The organism is Serratia sp. 1D1416, from assembly GCF_003641105.1.
Taxonomy (GTDB): domain Bacteria; phylum Pseudomonadota; class Gammaproteobacteria; order Enterobacterales; family Enterobacteriaceae; genus Serratia; species Serratia ficaria.
This window is the reverse complement of record NZ_CP032738.1, coordinates 2,785,688-2,805,375: the sequence shown is the minus strand read 5'-3', so window position 1 is coordinate 2,805,375 and position 19,688 is coordinate 2,785,688. Positions and strand designations below refer to the sequence as shown.

At 53.6% G+C, this 19,688-nt stretch carries 18 protein-coding genes; 5 read left to right on the top strand and 13 right to left on the bottom strand.

Annotation, left to right across the window (positions count from 1 at the left end; all coding sequences use genetic code 11):
* The first annotated feature begins 1 nt into the window (after position 1).
* From rlpA to D7I37_RS13520, 5 genes are all read left to right on the top strand, one after another.
* Positions 2-1,069 carry an endolytic peptidoglycan transglycosylase RlpA gene (rlpA, locus tag D7I37_RS13540; RefSeq protein WP_129543874.1) on the top strand — a complete coding sequence of 356 codons (1,068 nt, stop codon included), beginning with the start codon at positions 2-4 and terminating at the stop codon, positions 1,067-1,069.
* Positions 1,070-1,249: 180 nt separating this feature from the next.
* Positions 1,250-2,461 (top strand): D-alanyl-D-alanine carboxypeptidase DacA, encoded by a 1,212-nt coding sequence (gene dacA / locus D7I37_RS13535; RefSeq protein WP_061799275.1) that lies wholly within the window; start codon positions 1,250-1,252, stop codon positions 2,459-2,461.
* Positions 2,462-2,572: 111 nt separating this feature from the next.
* Positions 2,573-2,839, top strand: a complete 267-nt coding sequence (ybeD, locus tag D7I37_RS13530) for a DUF493 family protein YbeD (protein WP_095096223.1) — start codon at positions 2,573-2,575, stop codon at positions 2,837-2,839.
* 259 nt (positions 2,840-3,098) lie between these two features.
* On the top strand, positions 3,099-3,767 hold the full coding sequence (lipB, locus tag D7I37_RS13525) for a lipoyl(octanoyl) transferase LipB (protein ID WP_165283099.1): 669 nt from the start codon (positions 3,099-3,101) through the stop codon (positions 3,765-3,767).
* Positions 3,768-3,919: 152 nt separating this feature from the next.
* Complete coding sequence (locus tag D7I37_RS13520) at positions 3,920-4,159, top strand: hypothetical protein (protein WP_129543873.1); 240 nt, start codon at positions 3,920-3,922, stop codon at positions 4,157-4,159.
* Positions 4,160-4,183: 24 nt separating this feature from the next.
* Here the strand turns inward: D7I37_RS13520 and D7I37_RS13515 are convergent, their stop codons facing one another.
* The 13 genes from D7I37_RS13515 to D7I37_RS13450 all read right to left on the bottom strand — a co-directional run bounded on the left by D7I37_RS13515 (position 4,184) and on the right by D7I37_RS13450 (position 19,686).
* Positions 4,184-4,972: a hypothetical protein gene (locus tag D7I37_RS13515; RefSeq protein WP_129543872.1), complete on the bottom strand. Its 789-nt coding sequence runs from the start codon at positions 4,970-4,972 to the stop codon at positions 4,184-4,186.
* A gap of 11 nt (positions 4,973-4,983) precedes the next feature.
* Entirely contained in the window at positions 4,984-7,218 is a 2,235-nt protein-coding gene (locus tag D7I37_RS13510) for a prophage tail fiber N-terminal domain-containing protein (protein ID WP_129543871.1), read from the bottom strand.
* Between the two features lie 42 nt (positions 7,219-7,260).
* Positions 7,261-7,896: a hypothetical protein gene (locus tag D7I37_RS27310; protein WP_242502690.1), complete on the bottom strand. Its 636-nt coding sequence runs from the start codon at positions 7,894-7,896 to the stop codon at positions 7,261-7,263.
* Positions 7,890-8,525, bottom strand: coding sequence for a hypothetical protein (locus tag D7I37_RS13500; protein ID WP_371415228.1), 636 nt, complete (start codon positions 8,523-8,525; stop codon positions 7,890-7,892). The genes D7I37_RS27310 and D7I37_RS13500 overlap by 7 nt, the downstream gene beginning before the upstream one ends.
* 51 nt (positions 8,526-8,576) lie before the next feature.
* Complete coding sequence (locus D7I37_RS13495; RefSeq protein WP_129543870.1) at positions 8,577-9,566, bottom strand: DUF6453 family protein; 990 nt, start codon at positions 9,564-9,566, stop codon at positions 8,577-8,579.
* 1 nt (position 9,567) lies between these two features.
* Positions 9,568-12,777, bottom strand: a complete 3,210-nt coding sequence (locus tag D7I37_RS13490) for a host specificity protein J (RefSeq protein ID WP_129543869.1) — start codon at positions 12,775-12,777, stop codon at positions 9,568-9,570.
* A gap of 55 nt (positions 12,778-12,832) precedes the next feature.
* Entirely contained in the window at positions 12,833-13,432 is a 600-nt protein-coding gene (locus tag D7I37_RS13485) for a tail assembly protein (RefSeq protein ID WP_129543868.1), read from the bottom strand.
* A 57-nt stretch (positions 13,433-13,489) separates the two neighbouring features.
* On the bottom strand, positions 13,490-13,915 hold the full coding sequence (locus tag D7I37_RS13480) for a lipoprotein (RefSeq protein WP_129543867.1): 426 nt from the start codon (positions 13,913-13,915) through the stop codon (positions 13,490-13,492).
* A 41-nt stretch (positions 13,916-13,956) separates the two neighbouring features.
* The gene (locus tag D7I37_RS13475; RefSeq protein ID WP_129543866.1) at positions 13,957-14,658 is read right to left on the bottom strand and encodes a C40 family peptidase; all 702 of its coding nucleotides are present in this window, start codon (positions 14,656-14,658) and stop codon (positions 13,957-13,959) included.
* Between the two features lie 2 nt (positions 14,659-14,660).
* Entirely contained in the window at positions 14,661-15,413 is a 753-nt protein-coding gene (locus D7I37_RS13470; RefSeq protein ID WP_129543865.1) for a phage minor tail protein L, read from the bottom strand.
* Between the two features lie 8 nt (positions 15,414-15,421).
* Positions 15,422-15,757, bottom strand: a complete 336-nt coding sequence (locus D7I37_RS13465; RefSeq protein WP_129543864.1) for a phage tail protein — start codon at positions 15,755-15,757, stop codon at positions 15,422-15,424.
* A complete protein-coding gene (locus D7I37_RS13460; protein WP_242502689.1) occupies positions 15,754-19,089 on the bottom strand; it encodes a phage tail tape measure protein in 3,336 nt (1,111 codons plus the stop codon). Before D7I37_RS13460 ends, D7I37_RS13465 begins: the two co-directional genes overlap by 4 nt.
* A 231-nt stretch (positions 19,090-19,320) precedes the next feature.
* The gene (locus D7I37_RS13450; protein WP_129543861.1) at positions 19,321-19,686 is read right to left on the bottom strand and encodes a phage tail protein; all 366 of its coding nucleotides are present in this window, start codon (positions 19,684-19,686) and stop codon (positions 19,321-19,323) included.
* Positions 19,687-19,688 lie beyond the last annotated feature (2 nt).

Below are 19,688 nucleotides of genomic sequence, written 5' to 3'. Positions count from 1 at the left end.
AATGCGTAAGGAATGGCTTTGGGTCGGCGTAGTGGCTGTGTTGCTTTCCGCCTGTACCGCCCCGACCACGGAACAGCAGGCGCCGCCGCAGCCGTACAACGGGCCGGTGGTGGAAATCGGCGGCGTCGAGCCTCAATATGAACCCTATAACCCTAATAACATGCAGGATTATAAGGTTAATGGCGATACTTACCGCATCGTGAAAGACCCGCAGAACTTCTCGCAGAGCGGCCTGGCCAGCTGGTATGGCGAAGAAGCCAGCGGCAACACCACCGCGCTGGGCGAGCAGTTCGATCCCAATGCGTTGACCGCCGCGCATCCGACGTTGCCGCTGCCAAGCTACGTGCGCGTCACCAACCTGGCCAACGGCCGGCAGCTGGTGGTGCGCGTCAACGATCGCGGTCCTTACGCCAAGGGACGCATCATCGACCTGTCGAAAGCCGCCGCCGATCGCCTCAACCTGTCCAACAACACCAAGGTCAAGGTTGATTTCATCAACGTGGCGCCGGACGGTACGCTGAGCGGCCCCGGCACCATCGGCACCACAGTCGCGAAACAGAGCTATGCCCTGCCGGCGCGTCCGGATCTCGGCGCCAGCGGCATGGGCACGCCGATGCAGCAGGAAACCCCGGTCGCCAACGGCGCGGCGGTGCGCCCAATCGATAACGGCAGCCTGAACGCCGGCGACGATGCCCCGGCTACGGCCGCGGGCAACGGCCGCAGCGGCTTCCTCGGCGCGCCAAGCGCGGTGCCGGCCGGCGTGCTGGAAGGTGCCGAAGCCGAACCCGCCGCTGCCGCGGCGGTCGCCGCCACTGCGGTGGCGGCAGGCAGCGTCGCCTCAGCCGGCGGCTACGTGGTGCAGGTCGGCGCGCTGAGCAGCGCCGAACGCGCCCAAAGCTGGCAACAAAGCCTGAGCCAGCAGTTCGGCGTGCCGGGCAAGGTCGCGGCGGGCGGCAACGTCTATCGCGTACAGCTTGGCCCGTTCAGCAGCCGCCAGCAGGCTAGCCAGCTGCAGCAGCGCCTGGCTACCGAAGCGCAACAACAGTCTTTCGTCACCGCTGCACCCTAAACCTGAAACCCCGGCGGGTATTCATGGCCGATAAACGCTTATTTAGCTGTAACGTTTTCTTGCAGCTAAAATGTCATTAAGCGCAATTAGTCAGATGAATGGATAATGCCTGCCGGGATCTCATCTGTTATAGTGTGGCTCGATTTTAACTTTACCCTCACGGATGTTGTAGTCCCGATCATGAAACATGTAACTTCTTTTCGCTTAATCAAGAGCATAGCGCTCGGCACCGTTATCGCGATGAGCGCAGCTACCGTTGCGCATGCCGATGACGTTAATATCAAAACCATGATCCCAGGTGTTCCGCAGATCGATGCGGAAGCGTACATCCTGATTGATTACAACTCCGGCAAGGTTCTGGCTGAAATGAACGCCGACGCGCGCCGCGATCCGGCCAGCCTGACCAAGATGATGACCAGCTACGTCATCGGCCAGGCGCTGAAAGCGGGCAAGATCGGCCAGGAAGACCTGGTTACCGTGGGGCAGGACGCGTGGGCGACCGGCAACCCGGTATTCAAAGGCTCTTCGCTGATGTTCCTGAAGCCCGGCGATCGCGTACCGGTCTCCAAGCTGACCCGCGGCATCAACCTGCAGTCCGGCAACGACGCCTGCGTGGCGATGGCCGACTACGTGGCCGGCAGCCAGGACGCGTTCGTCAACCTGATGAACACCTACGTCAGCAAGCTGGGCCTGCAGAACACCCATTTCCAGACGGTTCACGGTCTGGACGCGCAGGGCCAGTACAGTTCGGCGCGCGATATGGCGCTGATCGGCCAGGCGCTGATCCGCGACGTGCCGGACGAATACGCGATTTACAAAGAAAAAGAATTCACCTTCAACAATATCCGCCAGATGAACCGCAACGGTCTGCTGTGGGATAACAGCCTGAACGTCGACGGCATCAAAACCGGCCACACCGACGCGGCGGGTTACAACCTGGTGGCTTCGGCGACCGAAGGCCAGATGCGGCTGATCTCCGCCGTGATGGGCGGCCGTACCTACAAGGGCCGCGAAGCCGAAAGCAAAAAACTGCTGACCTGGGGCTTCCGCTTCTTCGAAACCGTCGCGCCATTGAAAGTCGGTAAAGAGTTCGCTTCCGAGCCGGTCTGGTTCGGCGACGCGGACCGCGTCGAGCTGGGCGTGGACAAAGACGTTTACCTGACCATTCCGCGCGGCCGCATGAAAGACCTGAAGGCCAGCTACGTGCTGAACACCCCGGAAATTCACGCGCCGCTGGCGAAGAACCAGGTGGTCGGCAGCATCAACTTCCAGCTGGACGGCAAGACCATCGATCAGCGCCCGCTGGTGGTGATGAACGAAGTGAAAGAAGGCGGTTTCTTCAGCCGCATCGTGGACTACATCAAACTGATGTTCCATCATTGGTTCGGTTAACGGTTGAATCGGGCGAAATCGCCCCCATATACTGAATAACATTAACTCCCGCTCAGGCGGGAGTTATAATTTATAGATTAGCTATACCCATAGCAGCACTCTGGAGCGCACATGCAAAAAACCAAACTGAACGAACTGCTCGAATTCCCTTGCTCGTTTACCTACAAGGTAATGGGCCTGGCGCAGCCGGAGCTGGTTGACCAGGTGGTTGAAGTGGTGCAGCGCCATGCTCCCGGGGATTATAACCCGCAGGTTAAACCGAGCAGCAAAGGCAACTACCACTCAATTTCCATCACCATCAACGCGACCCATATCGACCAGGTGGAAACCTTGTACGAAGAGCTGGGCAACATTGAAATTGTCCGCATGGTGCTGTAATTCCAGCACAAACCTCTACTTATCGACCCGGGACAGCGGATCCTCTGCCCGGGTTGCGCATTTTTGGTCAGCTATAGCCAAAATGATTGGAGCTGCATCAAGGCGGCAAGCGGTCGAATCCCGCTGAGCTTACTTAAGTAAGTGATTCGGGTGAGAAAGCGTAGCCAACACAGAGGCAGCTTCAAGCATGAAGGGTATAAATGCTGGCCGCAGGCCGGGGCGCTCGGTATAATGGCTTTACCACTTCTGTAACCTGACGATGACTCTTTTGCAACCAGACAAGATCATTTTGCGTCAGCTGGGGTTGCAGCCCTATGAGCCTGTATCCCAAGCCATGCACAACTTCACCGACAACCGCAGCGAAACCACGCCCGATGAGCTGTGGCTGGTGCAGCATCAGCCCGTGTTTACCCAGGGGCAGGCCGGTAAGGCGGAGCATCTGTTGATGCCGGGCGATATTCCGGTGATCCAGAGCGATCGCGGCGGCCAGGTGACCTACCACGGTCCGGGGCAGCAAGTGATGTACGTGATGGTCGATCTGAAACGCAACAAGGTTGGCGTGCGCCAGCTGGTCACGGCGATAGAAGATACCGTTATCAATACCCTCGCCCATTTTCGCATCGAATCGCGCGCCCGTCCGGATGCGCCCGGCGTGTACGTGGGTGAGCAAAAAATCTGTTCGTTGGGTTTGCGGATCCGCAAAGGCAGCTCATTCCACGGCCTGGCCCTGAATGTGGCGATGGATCTCACCCCCTTCCAACGCATCAATCCCTGCGGTTACGCCGGCATGCAGATGGCGCAGGTCAGCGCGCTGGCGCCCGGCGTTGGCATTGAAGACGTACACCCAGTCCTGGTACAGGAATTTGTTCATTTACTCGGCTACCAGAGGGTCGAGCTTCGTAACTGGAACCTAAACGAATACCTGTAATTATTTATATAATTCAATATTATACCGATAGAAAAACACGATTCTATCACACCGAAAAACCATCATTGCACACCTAACAAAATCAAACAGTTGCATGGTGGTTTTTTATTAACCAAACTTGTCTTATCCGCAAAAAATCCAGTGGGTCAATTATGGGTAGCATTATCATAAATGGCAGGCAGATCTTCCTTCTGACGGAAAACGACCGGTATCCGTCACCAACGATCAACAGCCCTCCCATGTTCGCCTTACGTGAAGACGAAGAAGGAAAGTTCTGGGTCTACTTTCAGCATAAAGGGCGCTGGCCACTCATAGCAGAAGCGCCATTCGAAACCCAGGGTGGAGCTGTTGAGGCTGCGATGGAATTCGACTACTACAAGCTGTTTAAATAGCCGGGGTCCATCCCGGCCCTTCCGTCAAATCAGTTCACCAAAACTGTTCTTGAAGTATCGCTGCGAACGACCATATTGAATTTGCAGCTCCTCAAGCGATAGCACTCTGTCATAAATCAATACTTCAGCCACATCCAGGGCAGACGACACGTTAGTCGCCGGAATGCTCGGGCTTCTCCATGCGATCAGCCGGTAATAGCTGATTCCGCTCGGCTCGGTGATTACCCTGTTAGCCAAATTCACCCCTTCAGCGATAGTCGCGGGTATCAGGTTTTGGCTAGCTGATGGGACAAATAACCCTGCAGTGTTTCCAGCCCCATCGACTGTTATGGCTGTGAATGAAAATTTATTACGGCTTAGAACGGCCTCGCTTGGCCCTGCGGCGACGCCATACAATGGCTGGTTATATGCCTGGCCCCCAACATTCAAAGAGCGGCGATGGACTGATGCGGACGAAACATCGCTAATGGCAAGCCCGACACCTGCCGTAGACGTTTGCTGGGTAATGCTGCTGACTGGATAGCCGAATGAGTTCACATCAGCAGAGTGGCGATGAACAACAATCAACGCTCGCTGGTGTCCATCGGGAACGTCAGTTATGAACCCGTTATTTTTATCACCGCTGATATAAAACTCACCAACGGATGGCGCACCGATCTCCTTAATCACATGACGGTTACCCGACAAATCAGTGAACCCCTCACCAAAGCGCCAACCAGCAATTAATCCAGCAACTGACGCAAACGGCTCGTACAGTGGCGGTAAACCAGAATCGCTCAGGTCAGTATCTAAGTCTCGAATTATCGTGGTCATTTACTCACCTATTAAAAAATAACGCACCAGTTGTGCAATTTGCGCAGAACGCCTGCGCCGTCGGTGTAGCTTTCCCCTGGCAAATCCCCTTCGCTGTCTCGCAAGTTCCCGCGCGGGCCTGTTTGTCTCCCGTTCGTCATCGGATCGCCAGCTTTCCCCCAGCCATATGTAACGATTTCATTGTTGAGCAGTGGCCGCGATGTCGTGATACGCACGCGGTCAGGGCCAGCAATATCGACGGAAGTGATTATCTCGATCACATCAAGCGAAAACTGGTCACGGATGTAGAACCCCATATTTTCAGCCTGAGCCACCCATTCAATATCAAATACCAGCGGCGGGGTCGGTACGTTGAAATAGAGCATTGTGAAAATGCCCTGCCGAATCTCATCGATCACGTCCAGGCGGTGCATCCGCGTCACGCCCTCAAGCATGTCCTTGCGCTTTTTGTAAATCATCCGCCCCGTGTACTGGGAAAACATGTAGTACGTTTCAGGTATCCCATGGATGTGATCTGAGCCGTAATAGTCACCGATGTAACCTGGGTATGCTATTTCGGTTTTTCCCAGCATTGCGGCATCGCGCTGCGCTAACGCAATCAGTGGATCTCGGCGTCGGTAGGCGCGGTGCGTACTGAGCTGATAACTGATGAAGATAGGATCAAACAGCTGGCCAGTTATCGCTTTCTTGTCAGCGAGTGAATCTGCGATGTACTGTAAATAAATTGCAAGATAGTCGGCACGTGATGTCTCATCACGATAATCTGATTCGCCCTGCATCCACACAACAGCCAGTTCCGCACAGGTTTTCCCCTCCGCTGCAGCAAGGCGTAGGCTATTGGTAACGTGGGCGATCATTCGCTCATAAGCTGCGGTGCCCTTAATCAGGTTCTTGATCGGCTGGCCGCCGGTACCAGGGGCAGAACCGATATAGGCGCTGGGCTGCTTGTCAAAAGAAAGACCAGTTTCTGCCTGGATCATTTCCACCAGTTTATGCGTAGCCCCTGTAACAGGAGTTTCGGCCGCAGGCCAGGTTCCTTCCGCAGGCTGATATCGTTTTTCGACTAGTGGCACAAGTGTGTCAGTGTCTGAGCTACCGCTGTTATTGTTTGTGCTAAACCCTCTGTTGCCATAACGCTGAACCGTGCTCATCGGTTGCGGATCATCAGCAGGATTCGCCGCACCAAGTGATAGCGACTGCCCTTCGCTCCGTACCCCCATCAAGTCATAAGGGCGGAATGGAACAGGCGGGATAATCGGCGGGGTGGTTGAACCGCCTATAATTGGAATATCTAAATCGGTTTTGTAACCCGGACTGCGAGCGTAAGGAATGAAGTTTTTATCAACAAACACGACACCGGATGGGCCTGGGATAGTCGCAATTTCAACGCGCCCCATAATCAGGCCACCAAGTTTTGACCCCCCGAAATATTCTTGCTTATTACCTCGCCCGACCCACACCTTGTCCGGGTCGTCTTTAAGATGCTGCACTTTGAAACCAGGGAGGTTAACCGCACCGCTTGCGGTATAATTCAGCGGCGAACGACCTGTGTTATCAAAAAATCCGGCACCAATTAACTCGCCTTCGTCATCATAGACTTTCTTTTTATTTTCAATCCCTTTTGTTCGCGCGTCGAGTTCCGTACCGAGCGCCAGAGACTTATCCGCAGCTGCTATTGCCCTTTCAACCGCCGCCGCACCAACGGTCTGAGAAACCTGCACAGCAGTACCGTTGTCATTCAAATAGTAATAGAACGCCGCCAGATCATCAGGCCCACCCGGAACCCTAAAATATTGTCCCGTTACAGTCCCCGCAATGCCCGCAGCAACAGTTGCAAACGTGTACTCGTTATCTCCAATAGACTCAGCACGCTCTGCAGCCGCCTCGGCGCGGTCAGCATCTGCTTTTGCAGAGTCGCGCATTTCGTTAACTGCGGCGAGGATCGCCGGGGTCAGCTCGTCAGCCCCCGGAGCAACAAGAAAATCATTCAGGGTTCCGGGCTGAGAATCAGCGTAAACCGTGATCTGCCCTACTTTCTCGAATGGACGCCCATACGCCTCAATCATTACGTTGTGCGTGCCAACCTCAACGGATAGCGAATAGCTGCCATCTGCATCGGTAGTTGAGCTGGAAGGGGCAAGTTGAACAACGGCCGAAGATGTTCTTACCGCCGTTAGCATAATGGTTACACCAGGTCGCGGATCGCCATTTGGGCCTATTAATTTACCGCTGATAATCACAGCCATCTTTTTCTCCAGGCGTAAAAAACCCGCCGTAGCGGGTTAATGTTATTTGTCTTTGCTCTCTGGCATTTCAAGCCGTAAATCAATCCAGCGCCCATCAGGGATATCCATCGGTTCGCCAGGGACAACCATGGCGCTATCGATGTCAAAGCGACGCTTGCTGACCTTCACCGTGATAACACCGTCGCTATCAGTATCGGTCTCCACAAAGCACAAGCGGTTGCCGTTAACATCCTGCGGTACTTCGATGGTCCAACCCTCTTTAGCAAACCCCTGCGAACCATTCAGCTGATAAACGCCGGTGGAGATTCGCTCTGCGCTCACTCCATCCGCCTCGCTGTTTACAGCCACGCAGCCGACCAAAGAAAATCCCTCATCCTGATAATCGGCCTGCATTTTTTTAGGGTTACTGGATAATCTTGCTATTGGTGATGCTTTTTTAATAAAACCATTTCCATCAACAGTTGTATTTGTGGAATCCAATAATGCCCTGGTGTACAAAGCCTTCCCACTCCAACTCGTCGCTTTTTTACCTGCATAAACCCTTATCTCGCCACCAAGGGCATCGTATGGAAACGATATTGCAGCGAACGTGTCACCAGCTGGAATAAATAATGACGGCGAATATACTGGGTGCGGCCAATTTCCACCAACCACTACATCATTTCGATAAACTACCATTCCCGAATCCATGAACCGATTATACAGGTCATTAATATCTGTATCCTTCGTTCTCGTATCGCCCCCCGGCGCAATAAACCCCCGTCGCCGGATAGGGGGATAGAGCCGTAATTTTTACCCACATCTTTTGCGGCAGCTGTTCCTAGAGAGCTTTTATCAGCCTTTTTATCAACTTCTGTTTTGTCGGCTTTTTTATCCAATTCTGTTTTGTCCGCCTTATTATTAAGTGCGGATGTGAAGCTGTTCCAGGCTGGGCCGGTATATGTGCTGCCATCGGGCAGCGTTACCGTAATGTCTCCCGTGCCGCTGAACACCTGCTGCCAGTTCTCTTTGTCGTAGTTTAGGCCCCGCAGCGCTTTGGCCGTCTCTGCCGCCAACTGCGCAGTAATAGCATTCATCGCATCACGCGGCACGGCATACCATGCGACACCAGACTGTGTCGGCCCGTCGTAGGCTTTCAGCAACATCACTTTTGTGTCGCTGTCTACTGACTTCACAGCAAGCGTATAAGTGACTCCACCGACAACGGCCACGATGAAGTCGCCCACCTTTAGGTTTTTCGTGAATGCGGTGCCAGACCCGGTAACCGTGACCCAGTCATTCGTTAACGTTATAGTGCCTGCTGGCATGGCCATTCTCCTGAATTTTGGCAATGAAAAACCGGCGCAGCGGCCGGTTGGTTAGAAATAATGGTCAGCGTTAATAACCATCAGCGGCATTTGGGAGGAATACCATCGCGTTGATGTATTCCATTTTGTCTGTATTTTTCGGCCGGAATCAGCGCGCCAGAATTGAACCGCTGCCCCGTTAAATCGATAACCACAGCTGTAATAGTTATAATAGCCCCCGCTCATTTCTGAGTTACCACGCATAAATGCATTTACGGCAAGGGGTATCATGGGCCTAGTAATTCCCGTATTGACCAAATCGTCCGGATTAGCTCCAACATTTACTGACCTCCCATCCCAGAGCAAAGGCTCGCAATCACTCGTAAAGGTATTATTCCCAGCGACATTTTTAATCACCATGCCGTAACCATTGGGGGTTGGCGGATAATATCCACTATTCATAATTACCACTTGCACGTTTGCAGTGGTTCGGAAAGGCTCGCCACTTCCATTATCACGCGATACCGTTAATTCGTTATTTTCAACTGAGTGATACACGGAAACACCTGGGTCATCACAGCGAACATAAACAATTTTCGTGTTGTCATTTTGAACCGTTGGCAAAGTCCATTGCCCGTTTATTTCAACTACCCCTTTCCACACAACAAAGCCAAGCCGCTGCTCACTGTTTATGCTCATCCAGTCAACTGAATTTTGGATCATGATCCCGTAAGCCCCGGAAACTGATTGCGGAGTTTGAACCTGATATATGCTGAACTCTGTAAAAAATGCCTGATTGTTTGCCGAGGAAAAATCAACGATGATTCTATTTCCATCGGTTCGCCAACCCGTGATCCCTCCGTAAAATGGCGGATTGGTCGAACTACCAAAGATATAGCCAGTCTGCCCAACAATAAAAACTGGGTTCCCCGGAACATAATCCGGGGGTGTATATATCTTCTGTCTATTTCCATCGGCCCAGGGTTCTTTGTCGTTGGCTAACAGCGATGGGCTATTCACAGCTGCCAACTCTTTACCATTCACCACCATCCCATAGGCCATATTAAAGCCTCCCCATCCGCACCCTCAGATTTCCACCCGCGTCATAAACGTTAATCTGGTCGCCGCGTATCTCCATCCGTCCGTTGCCGTCTCCACCATTGATCTGAATCTGACCGGCGCCAGCACCGCTTTTATCAAAGCGCCATCCGTTGGTAGCATTGAAATCGTCAGACTGAATAAAACCGCTGATTTTGGCGTTGGTTATGGCCGCATCCGCAATTTTGGCCGACGTGATCGAGGCGTTCTGAATGAATGCGTCGCTGATAAACACCTGGCCATCGATGGCCGCAAAGGGTGAGTACTGGTTATCACCGCTGCCGCTCATCAACACAAACTGATTGGCGTTGAAGCCAATGCGGGTAATGACCGGTTTACCGATTTCCGCCAGGACAGCGATCGACATGCCCGCGTTGTAGAACACGCCGTTCACCCGTACGCCGGCTTTCAGTGTGTGGATGGCCGTTGCACCGTCGGCGTCAACGGTGGCCGTCAGCTTGTCCTCCAGCACCGCCGTAACGTCGTCAATTTGCGCCTGCACCTGGGTAGACATTTCTGCCAGCGCCCGATCAACTTCCGCTATCGTGGTCTTCACAATGAGAATATCGGCACGCACCGTGCCGTACTGCGCCCACTGATGCTCTACCGTGGCGTTGTTGGCCAGTGCATTCTGGATAATGGCTTCAATATTTGTGTCAATATCCCCCGTCAGCCGGTCACCGTCTTTATCCGTCAGGAAACCATCGCCGATCCCCTCTAGGTAATCATCAGCGTTCGCGTTGGATTGCCCCTTTATCCATCCTGTCCAGTCACCGATATTCCCGGTCCTGTCCTGCAGGCGTGCGCGAAACCAGAACTCTTGGCCCGCCTTCAATCCGGTCATTGTATGGGTATGGAGCGGGTATGGGATATCGGCCAACAGCATCGCGTTGTTGCCGGCAGCGTTGTCCGCATAGTGAATTTCGGTTTTCAGCGTATCCTCTGCTCCGTCAGGGAACCCCCAATCCAACTGAATGCCCCACAGCAGAGGAGAAGCCCTGAACCCCACCGGTACCGGTGGCTTACCTTCCTTACCCTTCAGCACTGTCTCTGGCGCGTTCGCCCAGATACTGGAAATTTCCGCAGCGTTAACAGCACGCACACGGGCCTGATAGCGACCAGCATAAATACCTGGTACTTCGAACCCCTGCGTTGATGTTCGCGCCGCCGGTATCCAGTTGCCATTATCCCGGCGCCATTCAGCCTCGTAGGCAATAGCGCTTTCTGCCAGATCCCAGGTCACACGCAGTGTGGTTACCGCTATGTTTTGGTTAATGGTCGAGAAGCTGCTGATCGTCACGTTCTTCGGTGGCGGCTGCACACCCGGAGGAATGACTGTGATCGGGCGGTCCTCGATGCGAGCGCCGGTATCAATGCGAGCGTATTTGTTCGGGTCATGCTCAATGGCCGTTATGTCAAAGGACACGCCGTCTTCATTCTCGGTTACGCCGGTCACGCGGAATAACTGAATAGCCAGATCGGATGCATCCACCGCCCATACACACTCCGCTACCGGCACTTCGCTGTATTCGGTAGTTACTGTAACGATCTGACCATTCACAGCCTGAATTGTGCGAGCCTGAGACTTACCTGATGGAAGGTTTACGATCAGACGCTCGCCCACGGCAGCCGATGATTCACGGTCTAGAGTAATGTTGCGTCCAGAAACGGCACTGATGCGGCCTCCCAATGGACGGCCAGCCAGTGTTTCATCCGCAACACCGATGATATAGCCAGGTAGTGGAATGTTACCGTCCATCCCCACGGTGAAATTGATCACCCGGTCTTTGTCATTCGTCAGCAGCAGCCACCGCCCACGGCGGATCGCCTCCGTCTCGCGGGTGCAGCCAATCGCCGTAATTTCGGCCTGCTTAATGTTGTATCGGCGGATCAGTGAGTTTTCAAACACCGGTGCTACTGCGTCCTGATAGCCGTTCGCCGGGTCAGCCCAACTGACCATCGCCATGCTGTAGTGCGTCTTTTCGCTGGCGCTGGAGTCGCGAAATTCGCCATCCTTCACGTTGGCGCGGGTGTAGGTGTAATCCAGATCGCGTGGCATATCAGCCAGCGCGTTCATACTGTTCTTAGCCCAGTAGGTCATGCCACGAAAGATGTTGGCGAAGTCGCGCAGCACCGTCCAGGCTTCTTCCTGTGACTGGATATAAGCATCACAAAGGAATCGCGGCTCCTGGCCATCACCGCCCCGCCCGTCTGGCACCAGTTGGTCGCAATACTGAGCAATGGCGTACAGATCGAATTTCGTCATTACCAGATTTTCGGCTTTGATACGTTCACCGATGCTGTAGCGGTCATTGACCAGCAGATCGTAAAACACCCAGGCGGGGTTATTTGTCCAGGCCCATTTAAACGAACCGTCCCATGTACCGGTATATGACCGAGTGATCGGGTCGTAGGTTGTAGGAACACGCACGATGCCCATTTTCGGCTCACACGATACTGCCGGGATATTCTGGAATTGCTTGGCGTCGAACTGCACGAACAATAGCGCGGTTTCTGGATACCGCAGCTTTACATCAATCAGCTCAGTAATGGACTCAATCACCATTTTGTCGGCGATGCGGTTACTGGTGCTGTTAGGCGTCAGGCGACGTACACGCACCTGCCAGCCCGTTGTGGCCGCTGGCAGATCAATGCGATGGCTGCGTTCATATTTCGTTGTGGTCTTGCCATCGATGGCGGTATTAAGCATCTCTTGGTAGGTGCCGCCATCCGTCGCCACGTCGATCGCGTATTCAATCCTGTAGCCGACCACATCACCATTATCCAATTGCTGCTGCAGTTGCTGCCAGGAGAAACGCAGACGAAACGCCGATAGCTGGGTATTCGTCAACGAGCGGATCCACGGGGTTTGGCTGGTTAGCTCAGTGCCTACAGTGATCTCATTCTCAACATCAGGCATACCCTGAATGTATTCCTGATCGGGCGTGCCCGGGCGGAACTCCCAACGCACGCCGGGGAAGTTCTGCGTGCCATCAGCGGCAACAATAGGCGTTCCATCAAGAAAAATGTTTGTGCCATCGAGGCCGCCTTCCCACTCTCCCTCACCCAGTGCCAGCAGCATTTTGGCGTAGGATGTAGATTGTAGAGAATCGGGCGATTCAGTTGGCGTCGTTGTGTTATTGCTGCCGCCCTTGCTACCGGTGATAGCCGTCATATTTTCTCCAGGCATAAAAAAACCCGCCGAAGCGGGTCATTTGCATATCTACAGACTACTGTTGATCTTCGGCGTAGATGCCAGCTGAAATGATTGCGCCACCTACCCGACGCTTTCCGTAACCAATAGGAACGGGGTTGCCCTGTGCAATAGTGTTAACAGGGCCGCCAAATGCGTAGCTGGGTTTGTTGTCTGGGTCTTCTCGTCGCGCTAATCCGTTCTGCATGGGAGAAAGCATCTGGACAACGCCACCTAGCATCATGGCTCCGCCAACCTGGAAGCCATAAGCTGCATTAGTCCAATCACCAGTATAGAATCCATATACTGCACTGGCGGCTACAATTACAGCACCTAAGATCGTTTGGAAAACTCCAGCCTTTTTACTTCCGATAATTATTGGTGCAATTCGGATGTCTTCACGGCCTGTAAATTTAATTTCATCCAGACCAATATTCCTTCGCCCATTAAATACTGCGAATGTTAACCCTCGACTCTTCGCGGTTTGCAAGAACCTTTCGAAACCGGGAATGGTTACGGATAAGGCTTTTATTGCCTCTCTTGGAGTATCTATTACCAAACGATGAACGCGACCGAAAGTTGCGCCAAGCACCCCATATAGCCGTATCGTTCTATATTCTTGGATAATTAAACTCATAATATCACCATAAAAAATGCCGCCAAAATGGCGGCCTATGTGAAAGCAGAATTGCACTCAATCAATGGATGTGGGTTTTATATCTGCGTAACCTGAATTATCAAAGAACACGCGATAGTATTTAATAGCCCCGGATTTTAATGTCACCTCACGTTCTTGCATTGGTTTTCCAATACCACATAAACCATTGCCCTCAAGCGCCGCTCCTATGTTTAACTCCCCATTATTAAGAAAAAACGAGGCTTTTTGCCCAGCTGATAACTTAGCTATTTTCTCGCCGTTTAAAAAAATCGTAGCTAAACAAGGGCTAGAGAAGGTGCCACCGTCTCTAACAACAACAAGTTCTGCATTTCCTGCCTGCCTGTCCTGATATTTAAATAATTGCTCAGATGGAGCACTAGCTGCAGAACGAGGAGATTCAGCGACTGATGTGCAACCAGATAAAATAGCTGTGGCAGCAATGGCTAAAATGATTTTCCGCATTTTGAAGTCCCTTCTTATGTAGGATTCAAGATGATAGCAGATTAGCCTTTGTATCGCAGGGTGACTATCGTCCGCGCCAGCCAGTACCCGCCATAGGGGACGCGCTGACTCATATGGCCATACATGTGATGGACCATAACACCATCCCCCAGGTAAACCCCTGCATGGTTTGGATCATCGGCTCGCACCTGCATAATGATTACGTCGCCGACCTGCATCTCACCTGATGCCGGTACGAAACCAGCTTCGGCATAGAGTTTCATATAGAGGTTTTCACCGCGATCCCACCAGCCATCCTCGCGCGGGTAATTCGGCAAAGTGATTTCTCGCTCGAGCTGATACCAATCCCGCACGATGGCGTAGCAGTCCCAGAACCCGTGCACAAACGGACGGCCAAGCAACGGCTTGATGCCCTGCGTGGGCATTACCTCTCTGATATCACCTTCTGGCCAGCTGGCGATGACCCACGGCAATTGTGACAGGTCACACTGCGCAATATCGAGCTGGCTGGGTTGGGTGGTGGCATCCGGGTGGCTATGGACAATAGCGACAATATCGCCGCTATCTTCCGCCTCGGCGTAATCCTCCGGCGCCAGGCTGAATTGTTCCGTAGGCTCCGGGGCCAGATTTCGACAAGTAACATAACGTTGTTTGCGTCCGTTCTGCACCACCAGCCCGCAGCACTCGCGCGGATATTCAGATTCAGCATGCGCCATGATGGCGCTAATAATATGCTTTCGCATGGTTACCTCTTCAGCAGAGCTGAGCCTGGAAACCCACCGAACGGCAGCGGGTTACCTTTCCCCCACCGAGGCTCACAACCGGTGGACAGCAGACCGGAACATTCATCCTTTGATGGGTCGTCGGTCGGGTTGCCATCGGCATCAAAATACGCAGTACCGGTATAACCACACGAAGCACCGCGATACTGGCCGCGCATGCACCAGGTACAAAGGCTGTGAATTTGCCGCGTGGGGATCATGAGTCCTTCCAGGTCCGCCGGCGAAGACAGCGCAAACTCAACGACCTTGTTATTGCCATTCAGTTTGTGATCGATGTACCAGACCTCCACGTCTTCTTGTGATGGGTCGGCCTCCGGGTTGCCTTCAGGGAAGTTGCGGGCATCAAGGTAATGTGAGTACGTTTTCCGTATCGTCACCTTGGCCTTTGCCATGTTCTGGAAATGCAGGCAGAGGGAGGCGATCGTCCCATCTATATTACTGACGGACAGCGTAGGGCTCGGTGCTGAGCCATCGCTGGTGACTTCCAGCCCCTCAATCTTCACCGGCCAGGGTTTGTATTCCTGCCCCTGCCACCAAATAGATTTTGCCAACAGCTTGCCGGGGTCATCGCCAGCGGCTTCCAGCTCATCTTCAGAATGCGAAATGGTGTGGCTGTGAAAGTACAGTTCCGGCCCGTTAAACTGAGTGCCATCCACAACAAACAAGCGCACTTCACTCCCAGGCTCTAGGCGCTGGTGATCGGTGTTTATCGACATACTTTTTCCTATGGGTGATAAGCGCGGGTAAATGTAACGGAGAGGGAGAAATAAGCACCGCTGGCTTGCACCGTGAGCTTACCGGCTTGATAGAGGCCCAGCTCAAACATCGGGTTTCTCCATTTAAAAGAGCGATAGCCTTTGTGCTCACGCAGGAACTTGACGATGGGCTTTATCTCATCCCAGACGCCAACAAACACCAACGGCCAGCTCTCCTTCTCACTGTTGATGCCGTCACCGGTGCTCTGAGTGTATCCGTCGCCAAATTGGGTTGTTCTCATCACTGGCTCTATATCGCCAGATGTTCCTACCCGCGCCGGGAAATTGAACGTTTCTAATTTCATCGGCTCCCCTTGATTGCCCGGTTAAGTGTCCCGCCCTGGCTCATGCTCTTGTTCAACAATACGCGGAAACGCTGATCGACATAGTTGGCGATATCATTGCCGGCCGACTCAAACCCACTTGTCGCTTGCACCTGGCTGGAGCCGTCGGAGCTAATGGTAATATCGACGTTAATTAACGTCTGATTGCCCGTGGCGCCATTTGCCTGTACACCCAGTGAACCATCCGCGCCACGTTTGAGCGGCATAATGGCTTCTGGACCAGCCTCCCCCATCAAGCCAGCGCCTTTGGCAAACGCAAACGTTGTGGGCTGGCTTACCACTTGGCCACTGTAAGCGCTCAGGGAAGGCGAAGAGTAAACGCCGCCCTTGGCATTCGCGAACATAGGAACGGCCCCAGGGTTGTTGCCCGCACCAGCAGCCCCACCACCAATGCTCATGAAGGAAGACAAAATAGTTTGGGTCAGCAATGCCTGCATAGCCATTTCTATCAGGTTCTGAATAATGGACTGCGTGAGAGATGAGAAAAGACCAATCATTCCGTCTTTAAGACTTTTTGTTGTGGTAAGCATCCCTGTAAGCATATTGGTGGAGCGTTCCCGTACCGTGTCCACCAGCCCGATCTGCAGCTTATTGATCTGGCTCTGCCCAGCATAAAGGCTCATTGCCTGCTGATATTGCGCATCGCTTGATTCCTGTGTTGCCGCCTGCATCAACTGCTCATAACGCTGCTTGTCGATGTAACCTTGCTGGTAGTACGCCTGATATTGAGCCTGCTGCTGTGCCAGTTGGTTGCTCAGTTGAACAGAGGGATCTACGTCGCCGGCGATGTTCTGCCGTGGTGCTGCAATGGCATCTGCCTCTGCCTTTAACCTCTCGCGGGCCATATCCTGCTGCAAGGTATGCCTGGCGACCAGGTAATCACGTTCCGTCAGCAAACGTCCGTCATACAGCGCTTTCAGCTCTCTGCTGGTTTCCTGCTCCTTACGTACTGTCGCCTGACCCGGCGCATACTGTTCAGCCAGTTCTAACCGCTGCCGCTGGTAGTTCTCGGCATTCAGAGACATAACGCGTTGTACATCTGCCTGACTGGCGCCGGCAGCTTTAGCTGTGGCGATCAGTTTGGCCTGTGAGTTCCGTTCTTCCAGGTCAATTTTGGCAAGGCTGGTCGAGTGAGCAACCTCAATTTCCTGACGCAATTGCTGATATTGCTTCAGCGCCTGCTGACCTTTTTTATCTGCTTTGGCCGGATCTTCCCCACTCCATGGGCTTTCAACCGATGAACCAGCAGCCCCTACTTTAGCGATGGCATTGTTGATCACATTGGCGTCGGCAATACCGGTAAGCACGCCTGCCATGCCATTGCTGGTCAGTGCCATTGCATCACGGGAGTTTTTCAGGTTCTGCTGGGTAGTTGCGGTGGCCGCGTTGATATCTTCCAACTGCCCCTTGAGCATGTTCCTTTCTTTTTCCAGCTTGGCGGGGTCCGAATAAAGGAAACCTAACGCTCCTTTGCTGCGATCGCGTGCTGCATTGATACGCGTATCACTCAGTTGCGCCAATTGGTTTTCTATTTTCGATTTTTCATCACCGAGATTCTTTAGCTGGCCTTCGAAATCATCGACCTTAATCGCAATTTTCGTCTGGGAAAGCTTTAACAATTCCCCGGTGGTTTCGATAACCGCATCTTTCAACGCCAGAGCAGACTGCCGAGCCTGCTTATTCTGCTCATGGAAGTACAGTATCGCCGAACCGGCCAACATCGCCGCCCCGAATGGCCCACCAATCAGACCCAATGCGCCACGGGCAAGCCCGGTTGCCACCGATACTGCGCGGGTTGACACTGACAGGCGCTTATTTGCCGCATCAAGTTGGGCCTTCCCAACGGTGGCCGCACGCGTGGCTTCGGTTTCCTCCCGGATCAGCCGGTTGTAATCAGCGGTATAACTGACGTTCATGCCGTATTGTTTGGCCGTTTTTTCCATCGCACGGACACGGCCAAATTCGGCATTATTTTGCAGCAGGGTGGCATTGGCAGCGTCGATCGTCTTTTGTGCAATGCTGGCCTGCGCCAGCGCGGCAGACTTAACGGCGGTCTGCTGATCACGCCATGCCCCGATGCTTTCGCGTATGCCGGCGGTTAGCTTGGTGGACATCACCGGGATCAGCGTATATAACGCCACGCTGGCCACCATGTTGAAGTTATCCGCAAGGCCGTTAATAGCCTCGGTCACACTCTGTACGCCGGTACGCAATGGGCCGCCGCTGGCTTGCCCGACTTTGATGATCAACCCTTCAAAAGCACTGGTCAGCCCCATCAGATCGCCGTTCAGGTTGTTGACGCGCGTCGCGGCCTGTTCGTGAGCTGTCTGGGTACCGGTCAGGGACTTTGTCAGGTCATCCAGTTTGCTGCGGTTACTCACCAGGATAGACGCGGCGTTAATGTTCTCCAGGCCAAATAGCTTGACCGCCTGCGCCGTGGAGAGGTTTTTCTTCGACAGGTTTTCCAGCGCGGTGCTCAGCCCCACAATGGAGGGTTTGAGCGTTTTATCCGTGCCTTTTTCAAGATTAAGAATAACGTTGCGTAACCCGGTACCAGCCTCACCACCTTTAATTTCACGCTCTGCCAATACCTGGATCGCTGCGTTCAACTGCTCAAAGCCGATCCCGGCCTGCGCCGCTGCCACACCGCCATTCTTTATCGCGGCTGCTGTATCAGCAATTTCAGACGAGCCATACTTAGCCCCGGCGGCCAAAACGTTAATGTAGCGATCAGCCTGGCTGGCGCTGGCTCCAAACTGGTTAAGCGAAAGGGCCAACGTCTTTGTCGCATCCGGCAACGTGGTACCCGCCGCCTGTGCCAAAATCAGCGCACTGTTGGTCGCTGTAGTCAGCCCGTCTGCCGTTTTCAGCAATTCCGGCTTGGCACTGGCCATCAGCTTTAACGCTTCCGCCGCCTGACTGGCACTGTATTCGGTGGTGCGCCCCATCTGCTGCGCGGCTTCATCGAATTGTTTCAGCTGCGCACCGGTGGCCCCGGTGATCGCGGAAAGGTCAGACAGAGCCTGGCCATACTGCCGGGTGGTGGTGATAATGCTTCCCAGCGAGAATCCCAGGCCAGCAACGCCAGCCAAACCCGCCATCGTCCCTTTCAGGTTGCTGACCGTTTGTCCGACACGCTGATAAGCCTCGTCTGTCTTTTTTGCATCCTGTTGGGCTTGACGGTTAAATTTACCGGATTGATCGCCAGCAGTGCGGTAAGCAGCCACCAGCTTGTTTCTAAAATTGGCGTCATTCAGGTACAACCCGACCGCCAACGATGCTACATCAGCCATTCCCAAGCACTCGCATAACGTCAGCACACTGCGCATCAATGGTGCTTTGCACAGGCTGAGCGGGTTGATGAACAGGGGCATCTTCCGCAGTGTCGGCTGTAATGCCCTGCAGCTTGAAGTATGCCCGCCAGTGATTCAGAACTTGCGCCGGTAATGCGGCTATTTTACGGGGGTCTGACTCGCCCCAGCGATCAGCCAATTGAAAAATCAGCATTAGCCAGGGCGAGTCAGTTAGTTTTTTTCCGCGTCTTCCAGCGTGCCAACGGCATGACGTTTGACGGTACTGATCGCCTCAACCAGTGTCGGGTTATCGTGGGCCTTCAACAGTTCATCAACGCTGGGTAATGCACCCGCTGGAACGCGCCTGCCATCTGGTGTCATAAAACAGGACAGCAGCAATTCAACGTTGAGGCGGGCGGCCTTATTCATATCACCGGCCTCGATGGCGTCTTTCATGCCGTCTTCATTATCCTGCAGCTCGGATGCCTTCAGGCGGCGGATAAAGGTTTTCGCACCAAACATCGGCACTTCAAGCACGTGGTCGTCAGATTTCAGCAGTGCTGCCTTGAGCGCCTTCAGATCGTATTTCTCGGTCATTG